Raw genomic sequence first — 25125 nt, 5'->3', positions numbered from 1 at the left:
GCATGCCTCCTTAGGTTTGTTATCCGTTCGCCATCAAGAAGAAGGATGGCGCGCCGACCAGCACCATGATCAACAAGAAAATAAGCGCGAGGGGAAACGCCAGCCGCGACGAGGCTTGCTCGCCCAACGTGCGGGCGGCTGCTTTGCGGCGTTCCCATAGCGTCCGCGACAGCTCCCGCAGCGCCGTTACGAACAGGTCGCCGCCCCGCCGCGCGTTCATCAGCAGCGTGGTGGCGAACAGCTTCGCTTCGGGCACCGCGCAGCGCCGGCCGAATTCCTCCAACGCCACGGCGAGCGGCTCCCCGCGCTTCGCCGCCTCCAGCGCCGCGCCCAATTCGACGTAGAGCGGATGCGGCGCGGCGCCAGGCTTGCGCTCCTGGCACTTCTCCAACGCGCGCATCACGTTCTCGCCGGCGTTCACCATCAAGAGCAGCCGGTTCAGCAGCTCCGGCAGCTCCAGCACGATCGCTTGGCGGCGAAAGTTAAGCTTCTTGCGCAGTTCCTGCCAGCGTAGCAGAGGCAAAACCGCGCCCATGACGACGCCAAGGCCGACCAACGTCGGACTCCCTGACAGCCATCCGAGGAGGGCAGCGATGCAGAGGGCGCCGGCTCCATATCCGGCCGCTTCCCCCGCCCACCGCCGCAGCGTATCCCGGGTGCAGACCCCGCCGTTCAACACCGCGAGCGCGGATTGGGGCTGCTGCAGCTTGGGCACTAACCAACGCCAGACGGGACCGAGCGACAGCAGCGCCTCCATCGGATCGAACAACAGATGCTTCTTGCGCCGCTTCGGCTGGTTTAGACGATGGCGCCAAGCGCGTAGGCATAACCAGGCATAGCCGATCGCGAGCAATCCGTTGTACGCCGCCAGAATCGCGCCCGTCATAAGCGAATGTCCATAATCTTCAGCATCCATAGACAGCATCCAGCCAAGAGAAAGAGACACACCGTCAGCACGAGGATGCCGCCTCCCTGCCGCAGCGGCGCCATATACTCGCCCGCGAAAAAGCCGAGCAGGCCGACGAAGCCAAAGGGCATCCCCATCATGAGCCGGGATTCAAACCGCTTCTGCGCGATCAATACCGCCACTTCCTGCTCCACCTCCATCTTCTCTCCGATCAGGCCGGACGTCCGCCGGACGACCTCCACCAGATCGCCGCCCGCGCGCTTGCAGATCCGGAACACCTCTGCGAAGTGGTTCATCTCCTCCAAGCCGCTTCGTTCGGCGAGATCGGACAGCGGCCGTTCTAGCGGCTCTCCGTTGCGCAGCCGATTGACGATCACCCGGATCTCGCGCAGCAAGTCGGCATTCGGGTCGCCGATCAGGAGGGAAAGATCGTCCTCCAGCGCGCCGAACGCATTCTCCACCGAGCGGCCCGCGGTTAGCAGCGAGGACAGTGCGTGAAGCGCATCCTTGAAATGCAACCGCAGCCGGGCTTGGCGTTTGCGCCGCAATCGCTCTTGCAGCATCCGAGGGTAGAAAAAGCCGCAAGGGGCGCCGATCAGCGCGATGACCGGCTGCCGGTACATCAGCCATACGATGGCGTAGCAGCACAAGCATCCCGCCAACACGGCCGCGACGCGCTGTCTTCGGTCGAGCGGATACACGCGATAATCCGTCATCCCCGAATCGCCTCCCCCTTTCCAGCGAAATGCAGCTTGCGCACGTCCGCCAGCTCGCCCACGCGCATGAGCTTCCCGCGCACTTTGCCGTCCGTCTCGCCGTCTTCTTCGAACCGGAACAACGGATTGAAGGCCACCTCCCCGTCCCGCAAACCCGATATCTCGCTGATCTCCACCACTTTGCGGCTGCTATCTCGGAACCGGCTGAGATGAACGACGATGTCCAGCGCCGATGCGATCTGCTGCCTCACGACCGGTACCGGCAGATCGGCGCCGCTCAGCACCATCGTCTCCAAGCGGGAGATCATGTCTCGCGCTCCGTTGCTATGGCCCGTAGAGAGGCTCCCTTCATGTCCCGTATTCATCGCCTGCAGCATGTCGAGCGCCTCTTCGCCCCGGACTTCGCCTACGATGATCCGGTTCGGCCGCATCCGCAGCGAAGCCCGAATCAGCTCCCGCATGCCGATGCGCCCTTTGCCCTCCGTATTCGCGTTCCGCGTCTCCAGCGATACGACGTTCGGCACGCCGCGAATCTGCAGCTCGGCCGCATCCTCGATCGTAATCACCCGTTCCTCCGGCGGGATCCACTGGGCGAGCGCGTTCAGGAACGTCGTCTTGCCGGATCCGGTGCCTCCGCTGATGAACAAGTTGTACTTCGCCTGCACCAGCTCGCGAAGCAGATCCGACGCCTCCTGCGTCAGCGCGCCTCTGCCGACCAAGTCGGCCATCCCGAGCGGCTGAGCGGGAAACCGGCGAATCGTCACCGTCGGTCCTTGGAGGGCAATCGGAGGCAGCACGACATGCACCCGCGAACCGTCCGGCAGCCTGGCATCCACGATGGGAGACGACTCGTTCACGATCCGGTTCACCCTGCCGACCATCGACTGGATCAAGTCCTCCAGCCGCTCCCGGCTCTCGAAGCCGAACGGCACGGCCTGAACCTCCCCGCTCCGCTCGACGAAGATGCGGTCGTGGCCGTTGATCATGATCTCCGTAACTTCCGGATCCTCCAGGAGCGGCTGCAGCGCATCCAAGCCGCGGAACGAATGGAACAGCCGATTCACCGCCGCGCTCCGGTCGGCCGCGGTCAAGGCGCGAATGCGGCCAAGACGGAACAGCTCCGCCTCGATCAATGCCCGCAGCTCCTCGTCGGAGACGGCAGACTCCCATGCGAGCCTCGACCGCACCGCCTCCCGCAGCGCCGCCAGCTCTTCCGCGGACAAGCTCATCTCGCCCAAGGGGATCCCGCCCCTTCTATCACAAGCATGTCTGGCCGTACAGTAACACCGTCTTGCGTCGAGCACAGCCGATCTAGAAGGCGGTCGACCGCTCCGCTATACGCGGACGATTGCAGGAGCGGTTGCATTGAAGCGAGCCTCTCCCACTGAGAGATATGCGGTAGCGAAAAAGCAGGCGCGCCTCCCGGCGTTTTCCATACGTTCAACGGCGTTCCCTCTTGTTTGTTCAGGACGAACGTACATTTGCCGGGGAATCCCGACAGCTTGCCCTGCCACTCGTTCGCCAGCTTCTCCGCCTTCCGCAGACTCTGAATGTCGTCTATGGCGAGCCACAACACCTCCGTGCTCATCTCCAGCAACGAACGGTGCCACTCTCCGCACCCGCTGTCCGCATCGACGACGATCACATCGCTGCCGCTCGATTCGCGCAGCGCGTCGAGCAGCAACCGCAGCCGATCCGTCGTCAGCGCTAGACGTTCCGCAGGATGCTCCGGAGCGTCGATATAGCCTGCACCGATCGGAGAGCGGCGTTCAGTCAGCCGTTTGAGCTCCTGTGCGCCGTTATCCGGATGGGCTTGAAGGACATACAGCAGACTGGTCAAGGAATCGGGATCTCCACCTCCGAAGACCAAGTCCGTGGCATTAAGAGGCTCTAGATTGAGATAGAAAGCGCGCCTGCCGCGCTCCCTCGCCTGGCGAGCCAGATTCAGGGCCAACGCGGTCTTCCCCACGCCTCCCGACGCCGAGAAGACCGTCCAGACCGCCGGACCCTCGGACGTCCTCCGGCGTTCGCCTCCCGCTAACCGCGCCCGAATGCCCGCCGCGAGACGAGACATCGGCTGGAACTGCGACAGCACCGGGAATTCCCCGCCTTCCTCCGTCCCGGCGGAAGACTCCGTCAGCAGCACGATGTTCGCCCCAGGCGGCAGTTGCTCTCGTACGCGCCCAAGCAGGCACGGATGAATCACCAGCATATCGAACGACGGCGTATCCAAGATGTAACGCGCCAACGCCACCTCCTGCGTGAAAGAGACGACTTCCCAGTCCCGCTCCGTCTCCTTCAAGTACCGGGCCAGCTTGGCGGCATATCCGGGCTGCGCCGCCGCCAGCACCAACCTTGCCCCCATCGATCCCACCCCTCGTCTGTAACGGCAAACGCAAAAAACACCGCAAACCCCGATGCTATCGCATCGAAATTCGCGGTGCTTCCGCTTGCCGTATGAAATGTAAAACTAACTTACCATGACTGCCAAAATTCGTCAATACTTTCTGTGCCGGGGAACCACTGCCGCGGATCAAATTAGTTCCACTATTATCTGCCCGACGTTTCTATTTTCATCTCCAAAAACGCAAGATATTTGGGGTCGTCTTCCATAAAAATTCCAATACCGGCGCCCATGTAAGCCCGGGTTAACTCGTCTGTCGCCTTTTCAAGATTCTCCTGTTCATAATACAGCTGCCCCAGCCGAAGATGAATATAGGGATTACCCAACCCCTTCGGACACTGTACAGCATTAAAAAAACACTTGAAAGCCTTATCGTAATTCTTCATGCGAAAATGGACATCCCCGATCGCCACGTATATCCACGTTGCGGCTTCCCACTCTCGATGGTTTTCCGGCAATAAACGAAGGGCGGCAACGTAGTTTTGCTTACCCGCCTCAAGATCGCCTGCCTTCACCAAATCATCGCCTTGTTTACACAGCGCGGTTATTTCGGCATGGTTGGAGTCTGAAAGCTGCAAAGCCATCACTCCTGTTCTATTCGATTTAATTTTATCCGTACAGGCGGACAATCCTTGAAGGCGCTTGCAATGTAATTGCAACTTCGGCTACAGCGCGGCCCGTTTCAAAATGCGCCGAAAAATTCCAACCTGGCCAATGAAGAGTTGCATATCTTTCGTTCGTGAACGGATTCGATGATGCCCCAATTTTCAGACCATTCTTTGTTTCAAAATCAAAATAGGCGCTTATTTCGGAGGCAAAACGCTCTTGGGAATAAGGATGTGACGACTTCGCAAGGTAGGCATGTATTACGGACATGATATCTCCTCAATCGTATCGGAATCGGCAGAGGCTCTAAGGTAAAGTTCTAGAGGGCTTTGTCGGAGAGGGCGACTGCCAGGCTAGCAGAATTCCGGCGTCTCCGAGGCATTTGTTAGCACCTTCAATTTCCTCTTTCCCAACCTCCCAAAGCCACAAATCATTGCAGATTTTCCTTAGAGAGCCGAGGCTTCTTTCATTGACAATCCATTCTCCAAGCGTCATGCCCTGGATTTGTATACGAAGATGGTTTTCGTTTATCATATTGCAAGGGTATACCATTCTCAGCATATCCCCCCTGTAACGAGCTTTCCCTTTATACCTCCCGGGAGTTTCTTTGTTAAAGATCCTCGGATCCTCGCATGGAAACAATTTGATCAGTTTCTCGCCCTCCGCATAGTAAAATGCGTCTGTCACTTTTTTTGCAGCATACACGATTCCATACGGGTAGCTAATTTTCTTCGATGCATCCTCCACAAAGCCGATGAAATGATCATAAATGTCGTCAATAGGCACAGCACACTGAGCATCCATGTGTTGAAAGCTGCCAAACGCATCGGTCATGTACCCGAAGGATGCAAATCATGGAGAATAGCCATTTTGTTCACTGTATAATCTAAATGCCGTAACTTCTTTAGAGACTATTTTACTCTTGAGATCGGAGAGTGACGTTTCAATCCAATCAACATGGAGTCCATCTTCATCATTTTTGTATGTATAGTACCCGGTAGTTGTAATACTTGCACCGATAGCATCAAAGAAAGACTCGCCGACATTGCAAGCCTCAAGTGGAGTGACATCACTTGCGTCGTACATAGCCATCCCCATACACATCTTTCTCACCACTATCATCAACTGCCGCCAATCCAATTCTGAAATTCCAGAGCAAGTTCATTACTGTTCAATCGGGCAATCCAATCGCATTCCAGTGCATGTGTGGCATCCGATACCGTAAAAACCACTACTCCCGATTCGTTCATATCGAAGAAAAAGCCTTCCTTCTTCAGCGAATCAAGCGCTGCCACGCAACACTCGTATACATTTTCATTAAAGCGCTTGTGACTTTCCGTCGATTTCATGTCCTTTACTTTGTTATACAATAGATCGGATATTTCTTTAAAGCATTCAGCACCTTCAAATTCATGATCCCATTCCCCCGGACTCCATCGATAGTAAACCGCATCTTCAGGGTCGCCGGCCATCATTTTGTTCAAGTTACCGGTTGAGTTTACCGCCGGACAAACGGTGATTGCATCCGAGTCGGAATACAAGGCGTAACCGCAAAAGATTTGCCCGGGATATTTGTTTCTTACTTGCTCGAATGCCTCCTTGGCAGCCGCCTCGATTCTGGATTGCAGCACTTGAAAATCCATATATTCTCCTTTGCCCTGAGTTAGTCCGATGCATTTGTTATGGTACGACCAACATTGTCTTTTTGTTCGACGCTTCGTTACCATAATCCTTGCTGGACAAAAAAAAGGAAACAAGCGAATCAATTCCATATCTCTTCTGCAAGCTATGCATTACAAAAAACACAACGAACCCCGATGCAAAGTGCGTCAGGGCTCGTTGTGCTCACTTTCTCACTTGAATAATTCCCCTCACTTTCGACTCTTGTTCCAATCCGCCAAGAACATCTCGATGCCGATATCGGTGAGCGGGTGTTTCCACAGCGCCGGCAGGAGCGAGCCCGGGATCGTCGCGATATGCGCGCCGGCTACGGCCGCTTCCTCCAGGTGCCGGATGCTGCGGATGCTGGCGACGATGATCTCGGTCTCGTAGTCGTAGTTGAACAGGATATCCCGCAGATCGGATACGAGCTTCATCCCGTCACCGCCGATATCGTCGAGACGTCCGACGAACGGGCTGATGTAGGTGGCGCCGGCCTTCGCGGCCATCAGGCCTTGGGCGGCGGAGAAGACGAGCGTCACGTTGGTCTTGACGCCCTTCTGCTTCAGCGCGTGGGTGGCGTACAAGCCATCCTCCGTCAGCGGGAGCTTGATGACGACGTTCGGCGCCCACGTGGCGATGTCTTCCGCCTCCCGCAGCATATCCTCCGCCTTGGTGCCGATCACCTCGGCGCTGACCGGGCCGCTGACGAAGCTGCAGATCTCCTGCACCACTTCTTTGAAGTCGCGGCCTTCCTTGGCCACGAGCGAAGGATTGGTCGTCACGCCGTCGACCAGGCCGAGCTTGGCGATCCGGCGGATCTCGTCGACGTTAGCCGTATCGAGGAAAAATTTCATGGGAGTGCCTCCATTTCGTCGCAGATTCAGCAACGTTAATGTACCCCGCTCCGCATGAAAAAATAGGCGAACCGCCTATCCCGATCCATCCCCTCGTCAAGCATGACCTTCATCCGCTTAACCGCGGCTCTCCAATGGCAGCCATTCAAGCACGCGTTGGATCTTCTTGTCCCAATACGCCCAATCGTGATCGCCGGGTTCCTCTTCGTAGGTCAGGTCCAGTCCCAGCTCGCGGGCGCGGCCCAAGAAGCGCTGATTGTCCTCGTAAAGGAAGTCTTCGGTCCCGCAGCACTGGAACAGCTTCGGGGCGGGCACGCCGGACTGCTTCAGCCGCTCGGCGACGGCGAGCAGATCGTCGTCGCTCCCTGTCGCCGCTTCACCGCCGCCGAAGACATTCGCATACTCGCGCCGGGAGAGGGGTGCGCCTTCTACGTCAAGCGCTAGAATATCCAGCGCGCCGGAGAGGCTGGCCGCCGCCGCGAACCGGTCGGGCCGGCGCAGGCCGAGCTTGAACGCGCCGTATCCGCCCATGGAGAGCCCCGCCACGAAGTTGTCCTCGCGCCGATCGGACAGGGGGAACAGCGTCTGCGCGATATGGGGCAGCTCCTCGCTGATGAACGTCCAATACGCATAGCCTTGTTTCATGTCCGTGTAGAAGCCGCGATAGACGGTCGGCATGACGACCGCCAGGTTCATCCCGCTGACGTACCGTTCGATAGACGTGCGCCGCTGCCAGATCGTATGATCGTCGGACAGACCGTGCAGCAGGTAAAGCACCGGATATTTCTCCGCGCGTCCCGCAGTGCCTGCTTGCTTGGCCTGAGAATAGCTGCGTTCGGGCAGGATCACGTCCATCGAGACGGACAAGCCGAGGGTCTCCGACCCGTAATTGCAATGAATAAGTGCCATTGTTGAACCTCCTGTACCCGCTATCTTCATCTCCTTCATCGTACCGAATGCCCCGGCGTCACGCAACCGTCCGTTTGGTTCGCGCCCGGAATGGAAATGCTAGGGTCCGACGGTCTCTATCGCGCGATCGACCAACTATCAAGGAGATGTGTCACCATGACCAAGAAACTCGCGCTTCTGCTGACGCCGCTTCTGCTGGCCGCTTGGCTGTCCCATGCGGCCGCCGCGGCGCCGGATGTACATTCGCATCGCCATGCCCCCGCCAACAAGGGGGATGTCCGTCAGTTCCAATCGGAGACGGGTACGCGCCAACAAGCGCCCGATCCCCGCGCCGCTCCCGCCCCATCGAGCCCGCAAGCCGGACGCCTCCTGCTCACCGGCGTTCAATTCGTCGATAACAAGACGGGCTGGACGCTCGGAACGCCGTCCGGCAACGACAAAGACACCCGGATCTGGCATACCCGCGACGCCGGCTCGCATTGGCGTTCCTCCGCCGTTCCGGGCGTGCAAAATGCGACTTTTTCGTTCGGAGACGCCAAGCACGGCTTCCTCGTCGGTCTCCAAGACTGCGGGGAGCAGAGCGGACAGACGGTCTGCGGCCGATTCTCCATCCTCCACTCCGCCGACGCCGGCAGCACTTGGGAGAAGCAGATCACCGAGGCGTACGTTGATGCGAATGCGGCAGGGACAGAGGTCCGAGCTTTGAACGCCAATCACGTCATCGTCCGCGCCGGCAGCCGCATCCTGCATTCCCACGACATGGGACGGCGGTGGATGGACGTCTCCATCCCGGACAAGCAGGCTTCGCCGTACCGTATCTCCTTCCTCAATCCGCAAACGGGCTATGCGGTCGGCCGGATCGGGAGCGCTTGCCCGGCGAGAGGCGCCGTGCCCTCCACTCCGAACGCGGATTGCCGCACCGCGATCTGGCAGACCAAGGACGGCGGGAGCCACTGGACGCTCCTCCCGTCGGCGCCCCGTTTGAACGGGGAGTGGTCTCCCGTCGATATTCAGTTCACGGACCTAAAACATGGCTTCGCGCTGTTCGCCAACCCCGATACGCACGGCTCGCAGCTGTATGCGACGGAGGACGGGGGAGCCGCTTGGAAGCTGCGCAATGACAAGCTGCCCGGCATCCGCCCTTACCCGGTCAAGCTGGATTTCGCCAACGTGGCGGTGGGCTGGATTCCGCTCAGCGTCGGGGCCGGCCCGGTCGAAGGCGGACTGATGCGGACCGGCGACGGCGGCGTCACCTTCTCCAAAGCGCCGGACGCGCGGCTCGTCAGCATAGAGGACAGCGACTTGATCAGCCCGCGGGAAGGCTGGGTCATCGCGCTGGATCCCGATCATCCGGAAGGCCGGCTGCTGCTCCATACCGGCGACGGCGGCGCCGTCTGGCATGACCGGACGCCGATGCTTTAACCTTGCAGGGATATTAGTTGCGTAAATGTGCAACGACTCTTTTGCTCTAAATGGGGCAGGCAGCTGCGTTCAGAGGTAAACGGATGACAAAAAGGCATCTTCGACTGCCCTAGGGCAGGGAGGATGCCTTTTGCACGGGATGGCGTTTATCGATCTGAGATGGCGTTTTGAACTAGATGGTGTTTTGAACCTAGATGGTGTTTGGGCCTTAGCTCATTTGGTCGACTTGAACAGTTCTCCGATCGCACCCACGCTGCCTAGCGCATCTACCGTGCTGGACGGGAGGAACACCTTGTTCGCCGGTCCCTTGGCGATCTCTGCCAGCGCCTCGAACGACTTGTAGGCGAGCACGTTCTCGTCGAGCTCCGCCGCGCGCAGCAGCTCGATCCGCTGCTTCTCTGCCTCTGCCACCGCCTGGATCGCCTTCGCCCGGCCGAGCGCTTCCAGCTCCTGCGCCTGCCGGAGACCCTCGGCCTCCCGGATGCGGGCTTCCTTGTCGCCCTCGGCCTTCAGAATCTTGCTCTGCTTGTCGCCTTCCGCCCGCAGGATCATATCCTGCTTGGCGGCTTCGGCCTCCAGCACGATCGCGCGTTTGCTGCGCTCCGCCTTCATCTGCTTATCCATCGCATCCTGAATGTCGGAAGGTGGCTTGATATCGATCACTTCGACGCGCTCGATGCGTACGCCCCACTTCTCCGTCGCCTCGTCCAGCGCGATGCGGATCTCGATCGAGATGCGCTCCCGTCCGGACAGCGTCTCGTCGAGCTCGAGCTTGCCGATGATCTGGCGCATCGTCGCGGTCGTGATGTTGCGCACGCCCGACACATAATCGGAGATGCCGTAGGTCGCTTCTTCGGGCGCCACCACCTGATAGAAGATGATGGTGTCGATCTGCACCTGCACGTTGTCCTTCGTAATGACCGTCTGCGGGGGCACGTGTGCCTGCTGAATGCGGAGATCGTGGTACAGCCGGACAAAATCGACGAACGGCACGAGGATGTTCACCCCCGGCGTCAGCAGCCGGTTGAACTTGCCGAGCCGCTCGACGACGCCTACCTTTTGCTGCGGCACGATCTTGAGCGAGAAACCGACAAAGACGACGGCCAGCACCAGAATGACAACGACGATCGCAATGCCCATCTAAGCATCTCCTCCCGTTCTCTTCGCGACTTCCAGCACGGTCGTTCCCCGCTTCCGGACGACGACGGTCTCGCCCGCTCCGATCGGTTCCGCCGCGCTTGCGCTCCAAGTCTCATTGCCAATCCGCACGATGCCCGGCTTGCCCGGATCGATCGCCTCGACGACGACGCCCTGCATGCCGACCAGATTCTCGATCGCATCCCGGAAGCCGCGGCCCTTGTTCAGGCGGCGGGTGAGCGGCTTGGCCAGGACGGTTAGCACGATGGCCACCGCGGCGGCGACGAGATAGGACGCGAGACGGCTGTCCGGCGCCAGCCCGGCGACGAGCGCGCCTGCTAGCGCGCCGAGCCCAAGACACAATAAATAAAATGTAAGCGACATGATCTCCAGGATGATGAGCGCGAGCCCGACGATTAGCCATATCGTCCAAGGTTCCAAACGGCGGTTCCCCCTTCGCTCGTGGACATTCTTCTTTTGTTATATGCGCTTGGACAAGCGGAACAGTACAGAGGGCTCGCTGCGGCGGAACGAGGATGCGCTTATTTTTTCCGCCATGGAAAACCGGGCCTTCGCCGTCCTTCGTCGGTGGCGAAGCTTAGCAATCGGAGCACGATACAGAGAAGGACAGACGACACTTATGCGAGCAGACGAACGCAAAAAAACCCGCTGTCGCGGGTCGTCTTGCGATGCGATGAAGAGGAGTCCTGTTACGATGCCGTGCCTTTTTCGTACCAATAGCCGGTGATGCCCCGCTCCAGCCGCATGAGCGCTTCCAGATAGTAGTAGTCGCCCCAGATCGTCAGATCGTCCGGGGAAAAGTTGCCGAGCACGTGATAGGAGCCGCGCTTAATGAAGCCTTCGCGGCTGTCGTCGCCGATGGTCGAATAATGCTCGACGAGTCCCTTCATGGAACGCCGCACGCCCTCTTCCAGCAGCGCGCGGTCGGCATCCGACGCGTCCAGGTGGCCGAGCAGCTCAAGGATACCCGCTGAAGCGATCGCGGACGCGGAGCTGTCCCGGTACGTCCCGGCGTTCACCGGCGCGTTGAAATCCCAATAGACGACGGCGTCTTCGGGCAGACGCGCCAAGAAATACTTGGCGAGACGTTTCGATGTCTCGAGATACAGCGGGTCTTTCGTATAACGATAAGAGAGCGCGAAGCCGTAGATGCCCCAAGCTTGGCCCCGGGTCCACGTCGACCCGTTCGTATAGCCTTGATGCGTATCGCCGCCTATCGGCGCTCCGTTCTCGGGGTTGAAGTGGAACGTATGGTAAGAGGAATCGTCGCCGCGCACCAGGAACCGGCGGCTCTTGTCGGCGTGCACGACCGCCGTTCGCCGGTAGCGATCGTCGCCCGTCTGTTGATGCGCCCAATAGAGCAGCGGCAGGTTCAGCATGCAGTCGATGATGATGCGGCCGCCGTTCACCGGGTCGCCTTCCGGACCCCAAGCTTGGATATACTGCCCCTTCTCGCGGAAGCGCGACATCAGCTTGTCCGCCGCGGCGAGCGTAAGCTGGCGGGCCGATTCGTCCTTCTCCAGCATCCACTGGGCCTTCGCAGACAGCGAATAGAGGAAGCCGATGTCATGATGGTCGAGCGCGACGCCGTTCGCGAGCCGCTGCCGGAAGCTCTCCACCGTGCGGGCCGCGGCTGACCGGTACGCTTCATCCCCGCTGTATTCGTAAGCCAGCCACAGGATGCCCGACCAGAAGCCGTCCGTCCAATCGATGTTCGGATTGAGATTCGTCGAATAGCGGCTGCCGCCTTCCCCGTCCGTGCTGACATGCGGGAATTGGTCCCCGAATTTGCCGATGTTGCTCCGCGTCTTGGCTAACGCGTCTTCGATGGCTCCTGCCCATAGACTCATGTACGATCTCTCCCTTGCGCATGATATTCTACCAAGGATTATAGTACGAACGTTCGGTTGTGTATAGTTATGTTTCTTTTTGTTCGTTTAAAAAAGGGCGAATGGACGCTGGCGACACGCAAGTAAAAACGGCTTCGCCGTCTTCCTAGACGGGTATACTTTTTTTTGGAGACGAATCTGCAAAATATAGGTGAAACTTATACTTTCTGATTCGTTAAAAAAACCGCCGCGGACATCGTCCCGCGGCGGCTCTCGCACTGGCCTGCAGCCATCAATAATATTCTCGCAGATCGACCTTCCGGCCGGTCTTCGCGCTCTCGATCGCGCCGAGCACCATCGCCATGCTCTTGATGTTGTCCCGGCAGTCGGTCTCGGCCGGACGGCCTTCCGCGAGGGAAGCGAACATCTCGTCCAGGCAGCCGTGATGGCCGGATCGGCCTTGCCAATCGAACGAAGCGGCGACGGTCTCGAGATCGCGGTGAAACTTGCCCTCCTGATCGCCGGCAGCGACGATCTCGGCATAGGGCGCGCCGTGCCCGTCCCAGATCGCGGTCCCCCGCTCGCCGGTCACGCGCCACGCCGACTCCCACGAGGTGTGCGCGCCTTCCGCGCACCAGGAGCCCCGATAGCAGAAGACGGACCCGTCCGACATCTCGTAGATGCAGATGGCGGCGGCGTTGCCTTCGTACCAGGAGCCCGGAGGATTGAACTCATGGCAGTAGACCGAGACCGGGTCCGCGCCGGTGATGAACCGGGCTTGGTCGAACGTATGGATGGCCATATCGAGGATGAGCGGGCTATCCATCGCGTCGCGGAAGCCGCCGAAGTGCGCGCCGATGAAAAAGTCCGCGCCGATATAGCCGGTCCGGCCGATCGTCCCGGAGGCGATGAGCTCGCGCAGCGCGCGGATATTCGCGTCGTAGCGGCGATTCTGCATAACGGCGAAGGAGCGGCCGCTCTCGTCCGCGATGCGGATGAGCTCGCGCGCTTCCGCCATCGTGGCCGCCATCGGCTTCTCCCCGAAGACGTGGCTGCCCGCTTGAAGCGCCGTCGAGCAGACCGTGAAATGGCTGGCCGGGATCGTGACGTCGAACACGACGTTCGCGCCCGTGCCTTCGATCGCCTGCTTCAAATCGGTATAGACGCCAACGGAGGCGAGCTGGTAGCGGTCCGCCATGGCCTGCGCGAACTCCTCCTTGATGTCGACCAGCGCGACGATCTCCGCATCCTCGCGCGCGATCGCGTACTCGACCCAAGTACGGGCCATGCCGCCGCAGCCGGCGACGACGACTTTGTATGTGCTCATTTTGCGTATGCGCTCCCTTCCTGCTTCAAGATTAGATCCGCCTAGACGCACTCACGCCGGGTTCGGGACGAAGTCTCCTCCGCGGCAGCGCTTGAGGTAGTTCAAGGCATGCACCTGTCCGGTCATCTCGAGCTCGTCCTTGTAGACCGGATCGTGCCAGCCTTCGATATCGATCGTCCCCCGATATCCCGCTTGCCGCAAAATCGTGACGACGTCTGACCAGTTCGTATCACCGAAGCCCGGCGTCCGATGCCATGCGAACGTCTTCGGGCCGTGCACGCCGTATTCCTTGACGATGTCCCAGGCGATCGTGGCGTCTTTGCCGTGGACGTGGAATACCTTGTCCACCCACTTGCGCAGCTGCGGGATCGGATCGATCAGGCTGACCATCTGATGACAAGGTTCCCATTCCAGACCGATATTGTCGGCGGGCACCGCGTTGAACATCATCTCCCAAGCCGTAGGATTGTGCGCGATGTTCCAATCCCCCGTCTTCCAGGTGCCGTCCATGTCGCAATTCTCGAATGCGATCCGAACGCCGCGGTCCGCTGCCCGCCGCGACAACTCGCCGAACACTTCAGCGAACTTCGGGATGGACTCGTCGATCGGACGGTCTGTGATCCTGCCGGTGAAGCCGGTGACCAGATCGGTGCCGAAATGAAACGCGTTGTCGATAAGCCGCTCCCAGCTCGCAAGCGTATCCGCGTTGTCCCCGGCGCCCGTCAGCGGATTGCCGAACACGCCGATGCTCGAGATGACGATGTCGCGGTCTCCGATGGCTTCGCGCACCTGCTTGGCGGTTTCAGCCAGATCGGCCGTACCGGTCGATTGCCAGTAAGTCAGTGCGAACGACTCGAAGCCGTGCGGGGCGATCTGCGGGATGACGCGGACGGCGTCGTGGCCGCCGACCAGGGTGCCGATTCTCAAGGGTTGGTACATGGTTGTGAACCACTCCTATATTAAGCTATATTAGTGACGATACCCCGATTATAGCTGGATGTTTCCGTATGTTCTCTATATAATCTTGTGGTTTTGTAGCCCGATCTTGCGAGAGAAAGGAGCGCGCCTAGATGACCCGTCCCAGCGAATTGCGCGAAGACACGTGGTTGAATGTGAACGCTTACCCTTTGAACGTGTTCCGCAACCTTTGCGCCCCGGGCGCGAGAGGAAGAAGCGCGCTTTATCTGCATTGGCACGATCACTTCGAATTGATCTACGCGGTGCGCGGAAAAGCCGTCTTCCACATCGACAGCCAGCCGTTCGAAGCCGAACCCGGGGATCTGCTGATCGTTCCTTCCGGCGCCTTGCATGTCGGATACGCCGCCGTCGAGGAGGAGATCGAATACCTGTCGATCGTCTTCAACCGTTCGCTGCTCGGCGGTCTCCCTTTCGATCCGGCGCATGAACGGTTCCTGACCCCCTATCTCGAAGGGCAGCTCCGGTATCCGATCCGGCTGGACGGCGCGGCTGCACAGAACGCCCCTTTCCGGGAGCAGGTGCACCGACTGGTCGAGGAGTTCGAGCGCAAGCCGCGCGCGTACGAACTCGCGGTCAAGGCGCATCTGTACCTGCTGTTCACGCTGCTGTCGCGCGCCTACCTGCCCGAACGGGGATCGGACGGCCCGCTTGCCGCCGGCGGCAAGCGCATGGAGCGGTTCAAGCAACTGATCCTGCACATCGAATCGCACTACGCGGCCAAGCTGACGGTGAACGACGCGGCCAAGCTCGTCAACCTGAATCCTTATCATTTCTGCAAGATCTTTAAAAACGCCACCGGCCGCACCTTCATCGACTACGTCAATCAGCATCGCATGAACGTGGCCGAGCGCCTGCTCGGCGAAGGCGATCTGACCGTCACCGAGGTCGCGGAGCGCGTCGGCTGCGGCAATCCGAACTATTTCACGAAAATGTTCAAGCAATACAAAGGGCGAACCCCCTCGCAGGCGCGGCGGTCGGAGTAGGGGCGGATGGAGATTGACTGAGGGCGAAAGCTGAGGGTGAAGCCGACGGCGGATAGCCGATGATGGAGAATGCGGCGGGCGGATTGGCTGAGGAAAGAGAACGAAGACGAGTGGAAAAAGCCATCGTTCGCGCGATAGCGGGACGGGCTAGGAGCGTTTCGTGGTCGCCAGGCGGCGAATGTAGGTAGTCTATTTACCTACATCGGCGGAATTTTGGCTGCTGCGGCGAATGTAGGTAGTTTATTTACCTACATTGGCGGAACTTTGGCTGCTGCGGTGAATGTAGGTAGTTTATTTACCTACATTGGCGGAACTTTGGCTGCTGCGGCGAATGTAGGTAGTTTAATTACCTACATCGGCGGAATTTTGGCTGCTGCGGCGAATGTAGGTAGTTTAATTACCTACATTGGCGGAATTTTGGCTGCTGCGGCGTTCTCACCCTTCGTCATCAAACAGAAGCCGCCCCCGCAACCCGGGAACGGCTCCAATCACCAACATCTTGCTATCCGCCTTCATGCGCGGCGGTCGCGCGGTCTTTGCCCTTGTCGGACTCGCCGGCGTTCTTGTTCGCGGCTTCGCGGTCCTGCCGCATCTCCTCGACCGTCTTCACCTTCAGGCGTGCGGCACCCTGATACCCTTCGCGGGTCGGCAGCAGATTGCCGGACGCGAGGCGCGCCTTCGCTTCGGCGATGGCCGGGCCGTATTGCGGCAGCCACTTCTCCTGCGCGACGAGCATCTCGTCGACCATCTGCCAGATCTCCTTCGGGTTGCACACCGCGCCGACGAGCGGATCCATCATGAACGCCTGGCGCAGCAGCTTGTCGTCGCCGCTTACGGCCGCTTCTACGGCGAGGCGCTGTACCGAAATGCTGACGTTGCAGACGGCGGCGGGGCCGAGCGGCAAGTCGCCGATGCGCGGCATCGACACGCCGTTGCGGTCGACGTAGCCCGGCGCTTCGATGATCGCGTCGGCCGGCAGATTCGCGATGACGCCGTCGTTCACGACGTTGAAGTGTCCGCGGTAGACGCGACCGGTCTCGAGCCCTTCGATGATGTAGGAGCCGTGCTCGTGGCTGCGTTCGGAAGCTTCATACTTCAGCGCCGGATCCTTCATCCAGTTCGGGAAGTCCGTCTCGAACCAGTTGCGGCCTTCGGTGCAGACGCGCAGGTAGCCGCCGGTCTCGCCGTTGATCCAGCTGCCCAGGTCGATCCAATCGTTGATCTCGTCCGGACGCTTGCGATACCACGGGACGTATTCGCTCAGGTGGCCGTTCGACTCGGTGCTGTAATAGCCGAAACGGCGCAGCATGTCGATGCGCACCTTTTCCGTACGGCTGAAGTCTTCGTGCTTCTCGAACGCCTCCAGCAGCTTGCCGGTCAGGTCCTCGCCGTTGTGCCGGATCTGAACGTACCACGTCTGGTGGTTGATGCCCGCGCAGACGATATCGACGTCCTCCGTCTCGAGCCCGAACGCTTGCGCGATCTGCCAATGGCCGCCCTGCACGCCGTGGCACAGGCCGATCGTCCGTACGCCGCCGTACTTGTTGCACGCCCAGGTGAGCATCGCCATCGGGTTCGCATAGTTGAGCAGCGTCACGTCCTCGGCGGCGACTTCGCGAATATCCTTGCAGATGCTCAGCATCTCCGCGATGCCGCGCTGCCCGTACATGATGCCGCCCGCGCACAGCGTATCGCCGACGCACTGGTCGACGCCGTACTTCAGGGGAATGTCGACGTCCGTCGCGAACGCCTCCAAGCCGCCGACGCGGATGGTGCAGATGACGTATTTGGCGTCCTTCAGCGCCGTCCGGCGATCGGTCGTGGGCTGAATCCGGATGGACAGGCCGTTCTCCCGAATATCCCGTCGGCACAGCTCCGTCACCATGTCCAGGTTATGCCGATTGATATCCGTAAACGCAACTTCCACGTTGTGAAATTCGGGCACGCTGAGCAGATCGCGCAGCAATCCGCGGGTGAACCCGATGCTCCCCGCTCCGATGAATGCAATCTTGAACGACATGATCTCGATCAACCTCCGTCTAGGTTTTGGCCTCCCCCAAATTGTAAACGCACCCGGACGGAAAGCGTGATCAAGATCGTGACTTCCTGGGACGGAGACTTGTCAAAAATCGCAGCTTTTTTACGATTCGCCCTGCCAGCTCTGGGTCGCGACCGATTGGCGAAACGAGACGGGCGTCCGCCCCGTATATTTTTTGAACAGCACGTGGAAATACTGCCGGCTCGCCACCCCGACGTATTCGGAGATGTCTGCCACCGGAATGTCGGTGTGGAGCAGCAGCATCTTGGCCTTCTCCATCCGATGGGCGGTCAGATACTCCGTTAGCGTCTGCCCCGAATGCGCCCTGAAAATGCGCTGCAAGTAGCTCGGGTGCAGGTTCACGGCGCCCGCGATATCCTTCACCTGAATATCGCGGTCGTAGTTCTGCTGCATGAATGCCATCGTCTGCCGGACGTACCAATCCGCCGCGGGCAGGCCGCTCTCGATCTGCGCCGAGCGCAGCCGCGCGATCCGCACGAGCAGCTGCGCGAGCAGCAGCTGCGCCAGCATGCCCGCGTCCGCGCTCTGTAGGTCCAGCTCCAGCACGAGGCTTTTCAACGTATGATACACTTCGTCCGGATCGCTCAGCACGAGGTACGGATCGGGCGCCCGGATCAAGCCGACGAGCGGCGCGTCCTCGGCCGCGAGCCGGCGAAGCGAAGGGATGACGCCCTGGCTTGGGGTCAGCCCGAATTCCACGTTGAGCATCCGGCAAGTCTTGTCCACCTGCAGCCGGTGCGGCACGTTCGCGTTCAAGATGATGAACTCGCCCTTCTTGAGCGCGACCGATTCGTGCCGGCCCTCTCCCGTATGCAGCACGACGCGGCAGGAATCCGACATAACGTACATGATCTCGGTCGAGTCGTGGGCGTGGTAGGCCATATCGTAGGCCGACCATTGCTTGAAGTAATACGCGTGAACGCGGGGCCGGTACTCTCCGTCTAGCCATTCCGCGTGAAACAAGCCGCCGCCGTGCGCCATATCCTGCCGTCGCCTCCGCTCTTCGCAACCTTCGTCTCTTCATCATAATCGATGACGACGCCGAAGTGGAACCGAACGCTTGAATCACGTATACTAAGTAGGACGGATAATCGACAGAAGGTGACTATATTCATGGATGAATTGAAGCAGGCTTACGACGTACTCGGCCTTTCTGAAAACGCAGACAAAGAAGAATTGGAGAATCGCTATTACATCCTCGTCCGCCGGGCCCGCGCGCAGAAGATGCGCGAAGGCGACGCGGAGGACGGCGCCCTGCGCGTCGACGAAGAGGCGATCAGCCGCGCTTACCGCTACATCAAAGACTACGAGGAGACGCAGGCGAAGGCCGCGTTCACGGAACAGAACTACGGCAAGTACAAGAAGATGGCCGGACGCGCGCAAAAATGGGACCATTTCCTGCACTATTACAAATTCCATATTCTCGGCGGCATCCTGCTCCTGATCGCGATCGGTTACGGCATCAAGAGCTACGTCGACCACAAGCACGAGCAAGCGGAGCTCGCCAAGCTGCCGCCCGCGAACTTGTCGGTCATGTTCTATGGCAACTATTTCTACGGCGACGGGATGGCCGCCGACACCAAGCCGCTGGGCGAAGACATCCTGAAGCAGTTCCCGGACTGGCAGCGCGTGATCGCGGATCTCACCTACGTGCCTTCGGATACGAAGAGCGAGCAGGACATGGCGCTTATCCAGAAGAGCATGCTCGTCCTCATGACCGACAAGTCGGACTTGTACATCATGGATAAGCTGAACTTCGCCAAGCTCGCGCCGCAGGGCGCGCTGAAGCCGCTGGACGGCGAGAGCGGCATCCCCGCCGATCTGCAGATGAAGTCCAAGACCGAGGAAGACACCTCCGAGCATGTCTACGGCGTCGATCTGTCCGGGACGACGATGGCGAAGGAGCTGGGCGTGAACGGCACGGAATTCATCGCGGGCATCCGCGCGAACGCGAAGCATCCGGAAGAGGCGCTGACGTATATCAAGCATTTCGAGGCGAAGAAATAACGAGCAAAAAAGCAGGCCCGACGGCCTGCTTTTTTGCGTGAACGGTGGGGTGATGCAGCGTTAACCGCACTCCGCGGTTATCTCCCCTGCAAACGCCCCTCCAGCAACCGAGATAACCGCACTCCGCGGATACCTCCCCTGCAAACGCCCCTCCAGCCACCGAGATAACCGCACTCCGCGGTTATCTCCCCTGCAAACGCCCCTCCAGCCACCGAGATAACCGCATTCCACGGTTATCTCCCCTGCAAACGCCCCTCCAGCAACCGAGATAACCGCATTCCGCGGTCATCTCCCGCTCAACTCCCCCTTGGCCGCCATGATTACCGTATTTGGCGGTCATCTCAGACGCCTCTTTGTCAAATCATGGGTTACAATTTGAGCGCAATCGGGTAATCATCCATTACTCATGTTTAACCAAAACGGTTCAGGAGGCGATCATCGTGTTCGTTCATGGCAAACGCATCGGCCGGAAGCTGTTCGTGAAGACCCGCTCCGGCGACTGGCTCCAATTAAAGTCCATTCATCACCCTTAACGAGACGGTTCCCCCAGCTTGCCGAACAGATCCCGGAACACGCCGTCCCGATGGACGTAGCGCACGCAGCGGATCGGATGCCGGTCCGGATTCGGCGGTCCCCATCGTCCGTCCTCCGCGAGGATCGGACTCGGAACGAGCTCGCTCGGCGTCCAGTCCTCGTTCACGAGATAGGCGATCGTGGAGATGTCCCAGATCACCCGCGAATAGGCGAAATGATCGGGACTGCACTGCTCGAAAGTGTCGTACAAATAGCTGCCGACCGCGCCTTGCAATTTGACGTACTCCCGTATCTCGGACAACGTCGTAGCCAGATGCGAGGCGACGCCCATGCACGGGATCAGAACGAGCGGCACGCCGCTGTCCAGCAGGACCCGCGCGGCGTGACGATCCTGATGCATGTTGAACTCGCGCGTATCCGGCCAATGCAGCGCATGGCCGCCCAGCCACACGACCACGATGCGCCGGATGATGCCGGGCTCCATCAGGATCGCGGACGCGACGTTCGTAATCGCGCCGATGGCCACCACGTGGAGCGGGTCGTCCTCCCGCGAAGCCATGGCGCGCGACACGAGATCGCGCGCCGCTTCGCTGTCTACGGGCGACTGCGCCTCCGGCAGGTACGTCTCCGACCCGCGGAACCTGGGGACGTCCGCCATCTCCGGCAGCAGGCCGGCGATCTTCTCCAGTTCCCTGTAGCTCTTCTCCATGCCGTCCTTCGGACCGTCCGACAGCTCGTTGTGGAAGGGCGCCGCGTAGAACGCCTCCACCCTGACCCGCTCCGGCGAACGCATCGCGTAGACGACGGCGAATTGGTCGTCGATCTCGTTAAACGTGTCGGTGTCCAGCACCATGCGGACGGTTCCTTTGGGATGCGCGAGACGCGTTTGCAGCGTCTCGGGCGTCAGCTTCGGATAAGATATCGTCATGCGCTTGCCTCCTTGGCGGGCGATAATCGGCAGCGCTTGCAAGCCGTCGTCCCGTCTTCTATGATTTGGTTAAAGGTAAATCCATCATAGCGGACGGGACGCCGATTGTTTTTCACTTTCCGGCGATGATTTTGCATGATCTGGCTTTTTCCCGTTCGACGATGTCCATGAGGTGATCTCTATCCAAGCGCAGCTTGATTTTCTATTCGAAGCCCGGCACGAGCCCCGGTCCGCCGTTCCCCTGCACCGGCACGGCTGCCATGAACTCGTCTACTATGCGCGGGGCGCCGGGACGACCCGCATCGGAGACACCGGCTACCGTTACGCGCCCGGCACCTATGCGCTCATCGCGCCCGGCATTCCGCACGACGAGCGCCGCGAAGACGCGACGGAGGTCGTCTGCGTCGGCTTCACGCTCCCGGACGGCACCCAAGCGCCGCTTCGAACCGGCTTGTACGCCCCGGCCGTCGCTTCGGCGATCGCAGACACGCTCTCTCAGTTGCTGGAGGAGATGCGAGGGAAGAAAGCCTTTTACGAGAGCCAGTTGAATCTGCTGACCGGCCAGCTGCTGATCGCGCATCTGCGGCATGTCGGCGCGCCCGAATCGGAGCTTCCGGACCGTAGGCTCGCATACGCCCGCAACTATCTGCACGAGCACTACAACCAGAAGGTGTCGATCGAAGCGCTCGCCGATATGGCCGGCTACAGCTATCATCACTTCCGCCATCTGTTCCGTAGGCAATACGAGCGATCCCCGATCCAATACCTGTTCGAGATCCGGCTCGAACAAGCCCGCCAGCTGCTGAAGCACACCGAGCTGTCCGTCTCGGAGATCGCCCTGCGCTGCGGCTTCTCGACCGACGCCCAATTCTGCACGATGTTCAAGCGGGAGATGGGCGAGCGTCCGCTCGCTTACCGCCGGGCACCTTACGGCAATACCTTGTTCAAGCCGGTCTGATGCTAGGGGGAGACAAGCCCCGCCATGCGCTTTCGCTCCTCGAATCGTCTAGCGCGGCGCCTCCCCGGCGCCATGCCGCCTAGAGCGCGACCGCCGTCCCCCCCTCGCGCGCCTTCCCGTTTTCTCCTTCGGCACCGGTTATTCCCATCATTAAGATCCCCTCAAATTTTCTATCCCAATTTCCCTCCCATGCTATACTTCCCCTGTATTCCAAACTTATCTACCCCAGGAGGAAACGATGATTAACAGACATTCCTTGCGCAAACTAGCAATCGGTGCCGCCTGCTTCGCCATGATCGCTACCGCCGGCGTTATCGGAGAACCGCGGGGCGCGCATGCCGCAACCGCATCTTCGGACGTTCAAATAACCGCGACCGCTTCTCAAAAAGCGGACAAGCTCATCGCCTTCGCCAAGTCGATGCAAGGCAAGGTTCGCTATAAATTCGGGGTGAACAGCCCCAGCACGTTGACGTTCGACTGCTCTTCCTGGACCAAGTACGTCTTCGGCAAGCAAGGCGTCTCGCTCAAGTGGGGCACGAAGTCGCAGAGCAAGCAAGGCAGCTACGTGGCCAAGAGCAATCTGCGGAAGGGCGACTTGATCTTCTTCAGCGTGAGCAAGCCCGGCCAGATCAACCATGTCGGCATCTACATCGGCAACGGCCAATTCATCCACAACACGACGGGTTCGAAGAGCGGGGTCGTCATCAGCAACCTGAACTCGGGCAATTACCCGAAACGCTACATCACCGCTCGGCGCGTCCTCTAACGTCATCCCGAAGCGGCAACGGGCAGGAGAATCGCCAGCGATGCGGCGTTTGGGCAGGAGAATCGCCAGCGATGCGGAGTTGGGCAGGAGATTCGCCGACGATGCGGATTTTGGGCAGGAAATTCGTCGACGATGCCGAACTTAGCTATTAAACGAATCGACGAATGCGAGGAATCCGCCCATGACGACATCCGCTAACGCCGCGTTAGTGATCATTGACGCTCAAGTCGCGATGTTCACGTACGAAGGCATGAAGCTGCATGACGAGGAAGCCGTGCTCGAACGGTTGGCCGGCCTGGCGAACCGGGCGCGCGCAGCGGGCACACCCGTCGTCTTCATCCAGCATACCAGCCACGACGGCGACGAATTCCAGGAAGGCAGCGACACCTGGGAGCTCCATCCCGCGTTGGGCGTGATCGGCGGCGACATCGTCGTGCGGAAGCCGACTTGCGACGCCTTTCACGAGACGGACCTGCACGACATTCTGCAAGAGCGGAACGTGGGGAATCTCGTCATCGCCGGCATGCAGACCGACTTCTGCGTCGACACGACGTCCCGCCGCGCCTTCAGCCTAGGCTATGACACCGTGCTCGTCCGAGACGCCCATAGCACGTTCGACCGCGGGCAGCTCACCGCCGCCCAGATCGTCGCCCATCACAACAGCGTGCTCGGCAGCAGCTTCGTCCGACTGCTATCGGCGGACGACATCGTTTTCTGATTCGCGGGACCGACCGATCCGCCGCACGACCGACGCCCTCCCTGGCCGAACGCCATGGCGAGGGCGTTTCGTTTGGGTCCGGCGCTGATTCGAACCTCCGAGATCGGGTATATAGGACTATCCCGCCGATACGGAGGTTCGACTATGCCTTTGGCCTTCTTGTTCGTGCTCTGCCTGACGGATGTCATCGCCGCGGCCGCCATGCTGGCGACGGATTACAACACGGGCATCGGCATCGTCATGATCGTGGCCGGATGCCTCGTTTCGTTCGCCGGACTCTTATACGCCGCCCAGGTCCAGGTCTGGCCACAGGGCCGCTCCCGCTGCGCGGGGCGGACGGCGTCCCGCCGTTGACGGCGCCGCTAAGCCATGGACCGCCTGTTTGGACGACAAGCCGATTTCTTTCGGCGGATCGTCCAAACAGGCGGTTTTCACGATGGATGACGGCTCGATATTCCCTCTACTTCGAAGTGACGGCGCGACGAACAAAACCCTTTGCCCGTTCGCGCGTATACAATGAGGTAGCTATTCACGACTGATGCCAAGAGGTGCGCGCTTGAACAAGTGGTTCCTAACGATCCTATACCTGGTCGTATCCGTCTTCCTCACCCGCTTCATCCCGTTCTCTTCCTATTTCCGCAACCTGGACACGATGATTCACGAGTTCAGCCATGCCCTGGTCACCTTGCTGGTGTCTGGCCGCGTGCTGCGGATCGAGCTTCATGCCGACCACAGCGGCGTCACCTACTCGATGATTCCGTCTTCCTGGGGGCAGCTGCTCGTCTCCATGGCCGGCTATGTCGGAGCGTCTCTGTTCGCCCTCCTGATGTTCAAGCTTCACAGCCGACAGCAGCAGAAGCTCGGCCTTGGCCTGATCACGGGCATCGCGCTGATCATGCTGCTCCTATACGTTCATTCGGGCTTCGGCGCGTACTGGCTGGCGGGCTTCATCGCGCTGAACGTATTCGCCTTCTTCGTACGCCCCGCGTTCCGCAACTTCTACTACCTGCTGCTAGCCTTCCTCAGCTTGGAGGAATCGGCGATGGGACCGTTCTCCTTGGCCATGTACGCGTTCGAGGATTCGGCGCGGGCGGGCGACGCCACGAATCTGCAGCACTATACCGGCCTGCCGGCGCTGGTTTGGAGCATCGGGTTCACCCTCTTCGCCCTCTGGTGCGCGACGCTCGCGCTGCGCATCTTCTCCAAGGAGAAGGGCGGCAGGAGCGCGTCCGCGCTCTCCGTCTAAAGTCGTTTGACCGGCCAACTGGACTACGCGTCATCGGCTGAGCGCCGCGTGCTCGACTGGCATCGGAGACGGATCCGCAGCGGCAAGACGAGACGAATCCTTCCGGGTTCACGACAAAAAGACCGGCTTCGCAGCGGGGCCACTGAAAAAGTCC

27 protein-coding genes are annotated in these 25125 nt (G+C 60.0%); 8 read left to right on the top strand and 19 right to left on the bottom strand.

Annotated elements, in window-relative coordinates:
- Nucleotides 1-19 precede the first annotated feature (19 nt).
- From H7C19_RS29280 to H7C19_RS29230, 11 genes are all read right to left on the bottom strand, one after another.
- Complete coding sequence (locus tag H7C19_RS29280; RefSeq protein ID WP_185672642.1) at nucleotides 20-916, bottom strand: type II secretion system F family protein; 897 nt, start codon at nucleotides 914-916, stop codon at nucleotides 20-22.
- On the bottom strand, nucleotides 883-1623 hold the full coding sequence (locus H7C19_RS29275; RefSeq protein WP_185672641.1) for a type II secretion system F family protein: 741 nt from the start codon (nucleotides 1621-1623) through the stop codon (nucleotides 883-885). Before H7C19_RS29275 ends, H7C19_RS29280 begins: the two co-directional genes overlap by 34 nt.
- Nucleotides 1620-2852 (bottom strand): TadA family conjugal transfer-associated ATPase, encoded by a 1233-nt coding sequence (locus H7C19_RS29270; protein WP_185672709.1) that lies wholly within the window; start codon nucleotides 2850-2852, stop codon nucleotides 1620-1622. Before H7C19_RS29270 ends, H7C19_RS29275 begins: the two co-directional genes overlap by 4 nt.
- A complete protein-coding gene (locus H7C19_RS29265; protein WP_185672640.1) occupies nucleotides 2849-3988 on the bottom strand; it encodes a CpaE/TadZ family protein in 1140 nt (379 codons plus the stop codon). Before H7C19_RS29265 ends, H7C19_RS29270 begins: the two co-directional genes overlap by 4 nt.
- A 185-nt stretch (nucleotides 3989-4173) precedes the next feature.
- Nucleotides 4174-4605 (bottom strand): tetratricopeptide repeat protein, encoded by a 432-nt coding sequence (locus tag H7C19_RS29260; protein ID WP_185672639.1) that lies wholly within the window; start codon nucleotides 4603-4605, stop codon nucleotides 4174-4176.
- Nucleotides 4606-4636: 31 nt separating this feature from the next.
- Nucleotides 4637-4903 (bottom strand): hypothetical protein, encoded by a 267-nt coding sequence (locus H7C19_RS29255; RefSeq protein WP_246470076.1) that lies wholly within the window; start codon nucleotides 4901-4903, stop codon nucleotides 4637-4639.
- 36 nt (nucleotides 4904-4939) lie between these two features.
- A complete protein-coding gene (locus H7C19_RS29250) occupies nucleotides 4940-5467 on the bottom strand; it encodes a hypothetical protein (protein WP_221469546.1) in 528 nt (175 codons plus the stop codon).
- Between the two features lie 18 nt (nucleotides 5468-5485).
- Nucleotides 5486-5725, bottom strand: coding sequence for a hypothetical protein (locus tag H7C19_RS29245; protein WP_185672637.1), 240 nt, complete (start codon nucleotides 5723-5725; stop codon nucleotides 5486-5488).
- 29 nt (nucleotides 5726-5754) lie between these two features.
- Nucleotides 5755-6276 carry a DUF4303 domain-containing protein gene (locus H7C19_RS29240; protein ID WP_185672636.1) on the bottom strand — a complete coding sequence of 174 codons (522 nt, stop codon included), beginning with the start codon at nucleotides 6274-6276 and terminating at the stop codon, nucleotides 5755-5757.
- Nucleotides 6277-6504: 228 nt separating this feature from the next.
- A complete protein-coding gene (gene fsa / locus H7C19_RS29235; protein WP_185672635.1) occupies nucleotides 6505-7149 on the bottom strand; it encodes a fructose-6-phosphate aldolase in 645 nt (214 codons plus the stop codon).
- A gap of 117 nt (nucleotides 7150-7266) precedes the next feature.
- A complete protein-coding gene (locus tag H7C19_RS29230) occupies nucleotides 7267-8058 on the bottom strand; it encodes an alpha/beta hydrolase (RefSeq protein WP_185672634.1) in 792 nt (263 codons plus the stop codon).
- Nucleotides 8059-8214: 156 nt separating this feature from the next.
- Between H7C19_RS29230 and H7C19_RS29225 the strand changes: the two genes are divergently transcribed.
- Nucleotides 8215-9480 carry a WD40/YVTN/BNR-like repeat-containing protein gene (locus H7C19_RS29225; protein WP_185672633.1) on the top strand — a complete coding sequence of 422 codons (1266 nt, stop codon included), beginning with the start codon at nucleotides 8215-8217 and terminating at the stop codon, nucleotides 9478-9480.
- A gap of 213 nt (nucleotides 9481-9693) precedes the next feature.
- On the opposite strand, the gene H7C19_RS29220 is transcribed toward H7C19_RS29225, so the two are convergent.
- From H7C19_RS29220 to H7C19_RS29200, 5 genes are all read right to left on the bottom strand, one after another.
- Nucleotides 9694-10620: an SPFH domain-containing protein gene (locus H7C19_RS29220; protein ID WP_185672632.1), complete on the bottom strand. Its 927-nt coding sequence runs from the start codon at nucleotides 10618-10620 to the stop codon at nucleotides 9694-9696.
- Nucleotides 10621-11058, bottom strand: coding sequence for an NfeD family protein (locus H7C19_RS29215; RefSeq protein WP_185672631.1), 438 nt, complete (start codon nucleotides 11056-11058; stop codon nucleotides 10621-10623).
- 269 nt (nucleotides 11059-11327) lie between these two features.
- Nucleotides 11328-12488: a glycoside hydrolase family 88 protein gene (locus H7C19_RS29210; RefSeq protein ID WP_185672630.1), complete on the bottom strand. Its 1161-nt coding sequence runs from the start codon at nucleotides 12486-12488 to the stop codon at nucleotides 11328-11330.
- Between the two features lie 271 nt (nucleotides 12489-12759).
- Complete coding sequence (locus H7C19_RS29205; protein ID WP_185672629.1) at nucleotides 12760-13794, bottom strand: Gfo/Idh/MocA family protein; 1035 nt, start codon at nucleotides 13792-13794, stop codon at nucleotides 12760-12762.
- Between the two features lie 51 nt (nucleotides 13795-13845).
- On the bottom strand, nucleotides 13846-14733 hold the full coding sequence (locus H7C19_RS29200) for a sugar phosphate isomerase/epimerase family protein (RefSeq protein WP_185672628.1): 888 nt from the start codon (nucleotides 14731-14733) through the stop codon (nucleotides 13846-13848).
- Nucleotides 14734-14864: 131 nt separating this feature from the next.
- On the opposite strand from H7C19_RS29200, the gene H7C19_RS29195 reads away from it, so the two are divergent.
- Nucleotides 14865-15755, top strand: coding sequence for a helix-turn-helix transcriptional regulator (locus H7C19_RS29195; protein ID WP_185672627.1), 891 nt, complete (start codon nucleotides 14865-14867; stop codon nucleotides 15753-15755).
- A gap of 502 nt (nucleotides 15756-16257) precedes the next feature.
- Here the strand turns inward: H7C19_RS29195 and H7C19_RS29190 are convergent.
- Entirely contained in the window at nucleotides 16258-17775 is a 1518-nt protein-coding gene (locus H7C19_RS29190) for an alpha-glucosidase/alpha-galactosidase (RefSeq protein WP_185672626.1), read from the bottom strand.
- A gap of 120 nt (nucleotides 17776-17895) precedes the next feature.
- Nucleotides 17896-18795: an AraC family transcriptional regulator gene (locus H7C19_RS29185; RefSeq protein WP_185672625.1), complete on the bottom strand. Its 900-nt coding sequence runs from the start codon at nucleotides 18793-18795 to the stop codon at nucleotides 17896-17898.
- Between the two features lie 132 nt (nucleotides 18796-18927).
- Here H7C19_RS29185 and H7C19_RS29180 point away from each other — a divergent pair, with 132 nt between their 5' ends.
- On the top strand, nucleotides 18928-19821 hold the full coding sequence (locus tag H7C19_RS29180) for a J domain-containing protein (protein ID WP_185672624.1): 894 nt from the start codon (nucleotides 18928-18930) through the stop codon (nucleotides 19819-19821).
- Between the two features lie 529 nt (nucleotides 19822-20350).
- On the opposite strand, the gene H7C19_RS29175 is transcribed toward H7C19_RS29180, so the two are convergent.
- Nucleotides 20351-21283, bottom strand: coding sequence for a nucleoside hydrolase (locus H7C19_RS29175; protein ID WP_185672623.1), 933 nt, complete (start codon nucleotides 21281-21283; stop codon nucleotides 20351-20353).
- Between the two features lie 172 nt (nucleotides 21284-21455).
- On the opposite strand from H7C19_RS29175, the gene H7C19_RS35570 reads away from it, so the two are divergent.
- The 5 genes from H7C19_RS35570 to H7C19_RS29150 all read left to right on the top strand — a co-directional run bounded on the left by H7C19_RS35570 (nucleotide 21456) and on the right by H7C19_RS29150 (nucleotide 24971).
- A complete protein-coding gene (locus tag H7C19_RS35570; protein WP_185672622.1) occupies nucleotides 21456-22241 on the top strand; it encodes a helix-turn-helix transcriptional regulator in 786 nt (261 codons plus the stop codon).
- A gap of 256 nt (nucleotides 22242-22497) precedes the next feature.
- Nucleotides 22498-23007 (top strand): C40 family peptidase, encoded by a 510-nt coding sequence (locus tag H7C19_RS29165; RefSeq protein WP_246470074.1) that lies wholly within the window; start codon nucleotides 22498-22500, stop codon nucleotides 23005-23007.
- A 181-nt stretch (nucleotides 23008-23188) separates the two neighbouring features.
- On the top strand, nucleotides 23189-23725 hold the full coding sequence (locus tag H7C19_RS29160; RefSeq protein WP_185672620.1) for a cysteine hydrolase family protein: 537 nt from the start codon (nucleotides 23189-23191) through the stop codon (nucleotides 23723-23725).
- A gap of 144 nt (nucleotides 23726-23869) precedes the next feature.
- Nucleotides 23870-24079 carry a hypothetical protein gene (locus tag H7C19_RS29155; RefSeq protein ID WP_185672619.1) on the top strand — a complete coding sequence of 70 codons (210 nt, stop codon included), beginning with the start codon at nucleotides 23870-23872 and terminating at the stop codon, nucleotides 24077-24079.
- A 202-nt stretch (nucleotides 24080-24281) separates the two neighbouring features.
- Nucleotides 24282-24971 (top strand): M50 family metallopeptidase, encoded by a 690-nt coding sequence (locus tag H7C19_RS29150; RefSeq protein ID WP_185672618.1) that lies wholly within the window; start codon nucleotides 24282-24284, stop codon nucleotides 24969-24971.
- The last annotated feature ends 154 nt before the right edge of the window (nucleotides 24972-25125 follow it).

Origin of the sequence: Cohnella nanjingensis (assembly GCF_014212125.1) — a bacterium.
In the GTDB taxonomy this organism is placed as follows: Bacteria; Bacillota; Bacilli; order Paenibacillales; family Paenibacillaceae; genus Cohnella; species Cohnella nanjingensis.
This window is presented reverse-complemented; position numbering and strand designations above follow the sequence as displayed.

What these genes read in the sequence shown, in the direction of transcription:
- H7C19_RS29280 (WP_185672642.1), bottom strand. Translation starts at nt 916, where the DNA reads ATGGATGCTGAAGATTATGGACATTCGCTTATGACGGGCGCGATTCTG.
- H7C19_RS29275 (WP_185672641.1), bottom strand. Translation starts at nt 1,623, where the DNA reads ATGACGGATTATCGCGTGTATCCGCTCGACCGAAGACAGCGCGTCGCG.
- H7C19_RS29270 (WP_185672709.1), bottom strand. Translation starts at nt 2,852, where the DNA reads ATGAGCTTGTCCGCGGAAGAGCTGGCGGCGCTGCGGGAGGCGGTGCGG.
- H7C19_RS29265 (WP_185672640.1), bottom strand. Translation starts at nt 3,988, where the DNA reads ATGGGGGCAAGGTTGGTGCTGGCGGCGGCGCAGCCCGGATATGCCGCC.
- H7C19_RS29255 (WP_246470076.1), bottom strand. Translation starts at nt 4,903, where the DNA reads ATGTCCGTAATACATGCCTACCTTGCGAAGTCGTCACATCCTTATTCC.
- H7C19_RS29250 (WP_221469546.1), bottom strand. Translation starts at nt 5,467, where the DNA reads ATGACCGATGCGTTTGGCAGCTTTCAACACATGGATGCTCAGTGTGCT.
- H7C19_RS29245 (WP_185672637.1), bottom strand. Translation starts at nt 5,725, where the DNA reads ATGGCTATGTACGACGCAAGTGATGTCACTCCACTTGAGGCTTGCAAT.
- H7C19_RS29240 (WP_185672636.1), bottom strand. Translation starts at nt 6,276, where the DNA reads ATGGATTTTCAAGTGCTGCAATCCAGAATCGAGGCGGCTGCCAAGGAG.
- fsa (WP_185672635.1), bottom strand. Translation starts at nt 7,149, where the DNA reads ATGAAATTTTTCCTCGATACGGCTAACGTCGACGAGATCCGCCGGATC.
- H7C19_RS29230 (WP_185672634.1), bottom strand. Translation starts at nt 8,058, where the DNA reads ATGGCACTTATTCATTGCAATTACGGGTCGGAGACCCTCGGCTTGTCC.
- H7C19_RS29225 (WP_185672633.1), top strand. Translation starts at nt 8,215, where the DNA reads ATGACCAAGAAACTCGCGCTTCTGCTGACGCCGCTTCTGCTGGCCGCT.
- H7C19_RS29220 (WP_185672632.1), bottom strand. Translation starts at nt 10,620, where the DNA reads ATGGGCATTGCGATCGTCGTTGTCATTCTGGTGCTGGCCGTCGTCTTT.
- H7C19_RS29210 (WP_185672630.1), bottom strand. Translation starts at nt 12,488, where the DNA reads ATGAGTCTATGGGCAGGAGCCATCGAAGACGCGTTAGCCAAGACGCGG.
- H7C19_RS29205 (WP_185672629.1), bottom strand. Translation starts at nt 13,794, where the DNA reads ATGAGCACATACAAAGTCGTCGTCGCCGGCTGCGGCGGCATGGCCCGT.
- H7C19_RS29200 (WP_185672628.1), bottom strand. Translation starts at nt 14,733, where the DNA reads ATGTACCAACCCTTGAGAATCGGCACCCTGGTCGGCGGCCACGACGCC.
- H7C19_RS29195 (WP_185672627.1), top strand. Translation starts at nt 14,865, where the DNA reads ATGACCCGTCCCAGCGAATTGCGCGAAGACACGTGGTTGAATGTGAAC.
- H7C19_RS29190 (WP_185672626.1), bottom strand. Translation starts at nt 17,775, where the DNA reads ATGTCGTTCAAGATTGCATTCATCGGAGCGGGGAGCATCGGGTTCACC.
- H7C19_RS29185 (WP_185672625.1), bottom strand. Translation starts at nt 18,795, where the DNA reads ATGGCGCACGGCGGCGGCTTGTTTCACGCGGAATGGCTAGACGGAGAG.
- H7C19_RS29180 (WP_185672624.1), top strand. Translation starts at nt 18,928, where the DNA reads ATGGATGAATTGAAGCAGGCTTACGACGTACTCGGCCTTTCTGAAAAC.
- H7C19_RS29175 (WP_185672623.1), bottom strand. Translation starts at nt 21,283, where the DNA reads ATGACGATATCTTATCCGAAGCTGACGCCCGAGACGCTGCAAACGCGT.
- H7C19_RS29160 (WP_185672620.1), top strand. Translation starts at nt 23,189, where the DNA reads ATGACGACATCCGCTAACGCCGCGTTAGTGATCATTGACGCTCAAGTC.
- H7C19_RS29155 (WP_185672619.1), top strand. Translation starts at nt 23,870, where the DNA reads ATGCCTTTGGCCTTCTTGTTCGTGCTCTGCCTGACGGATGTCATCGCC.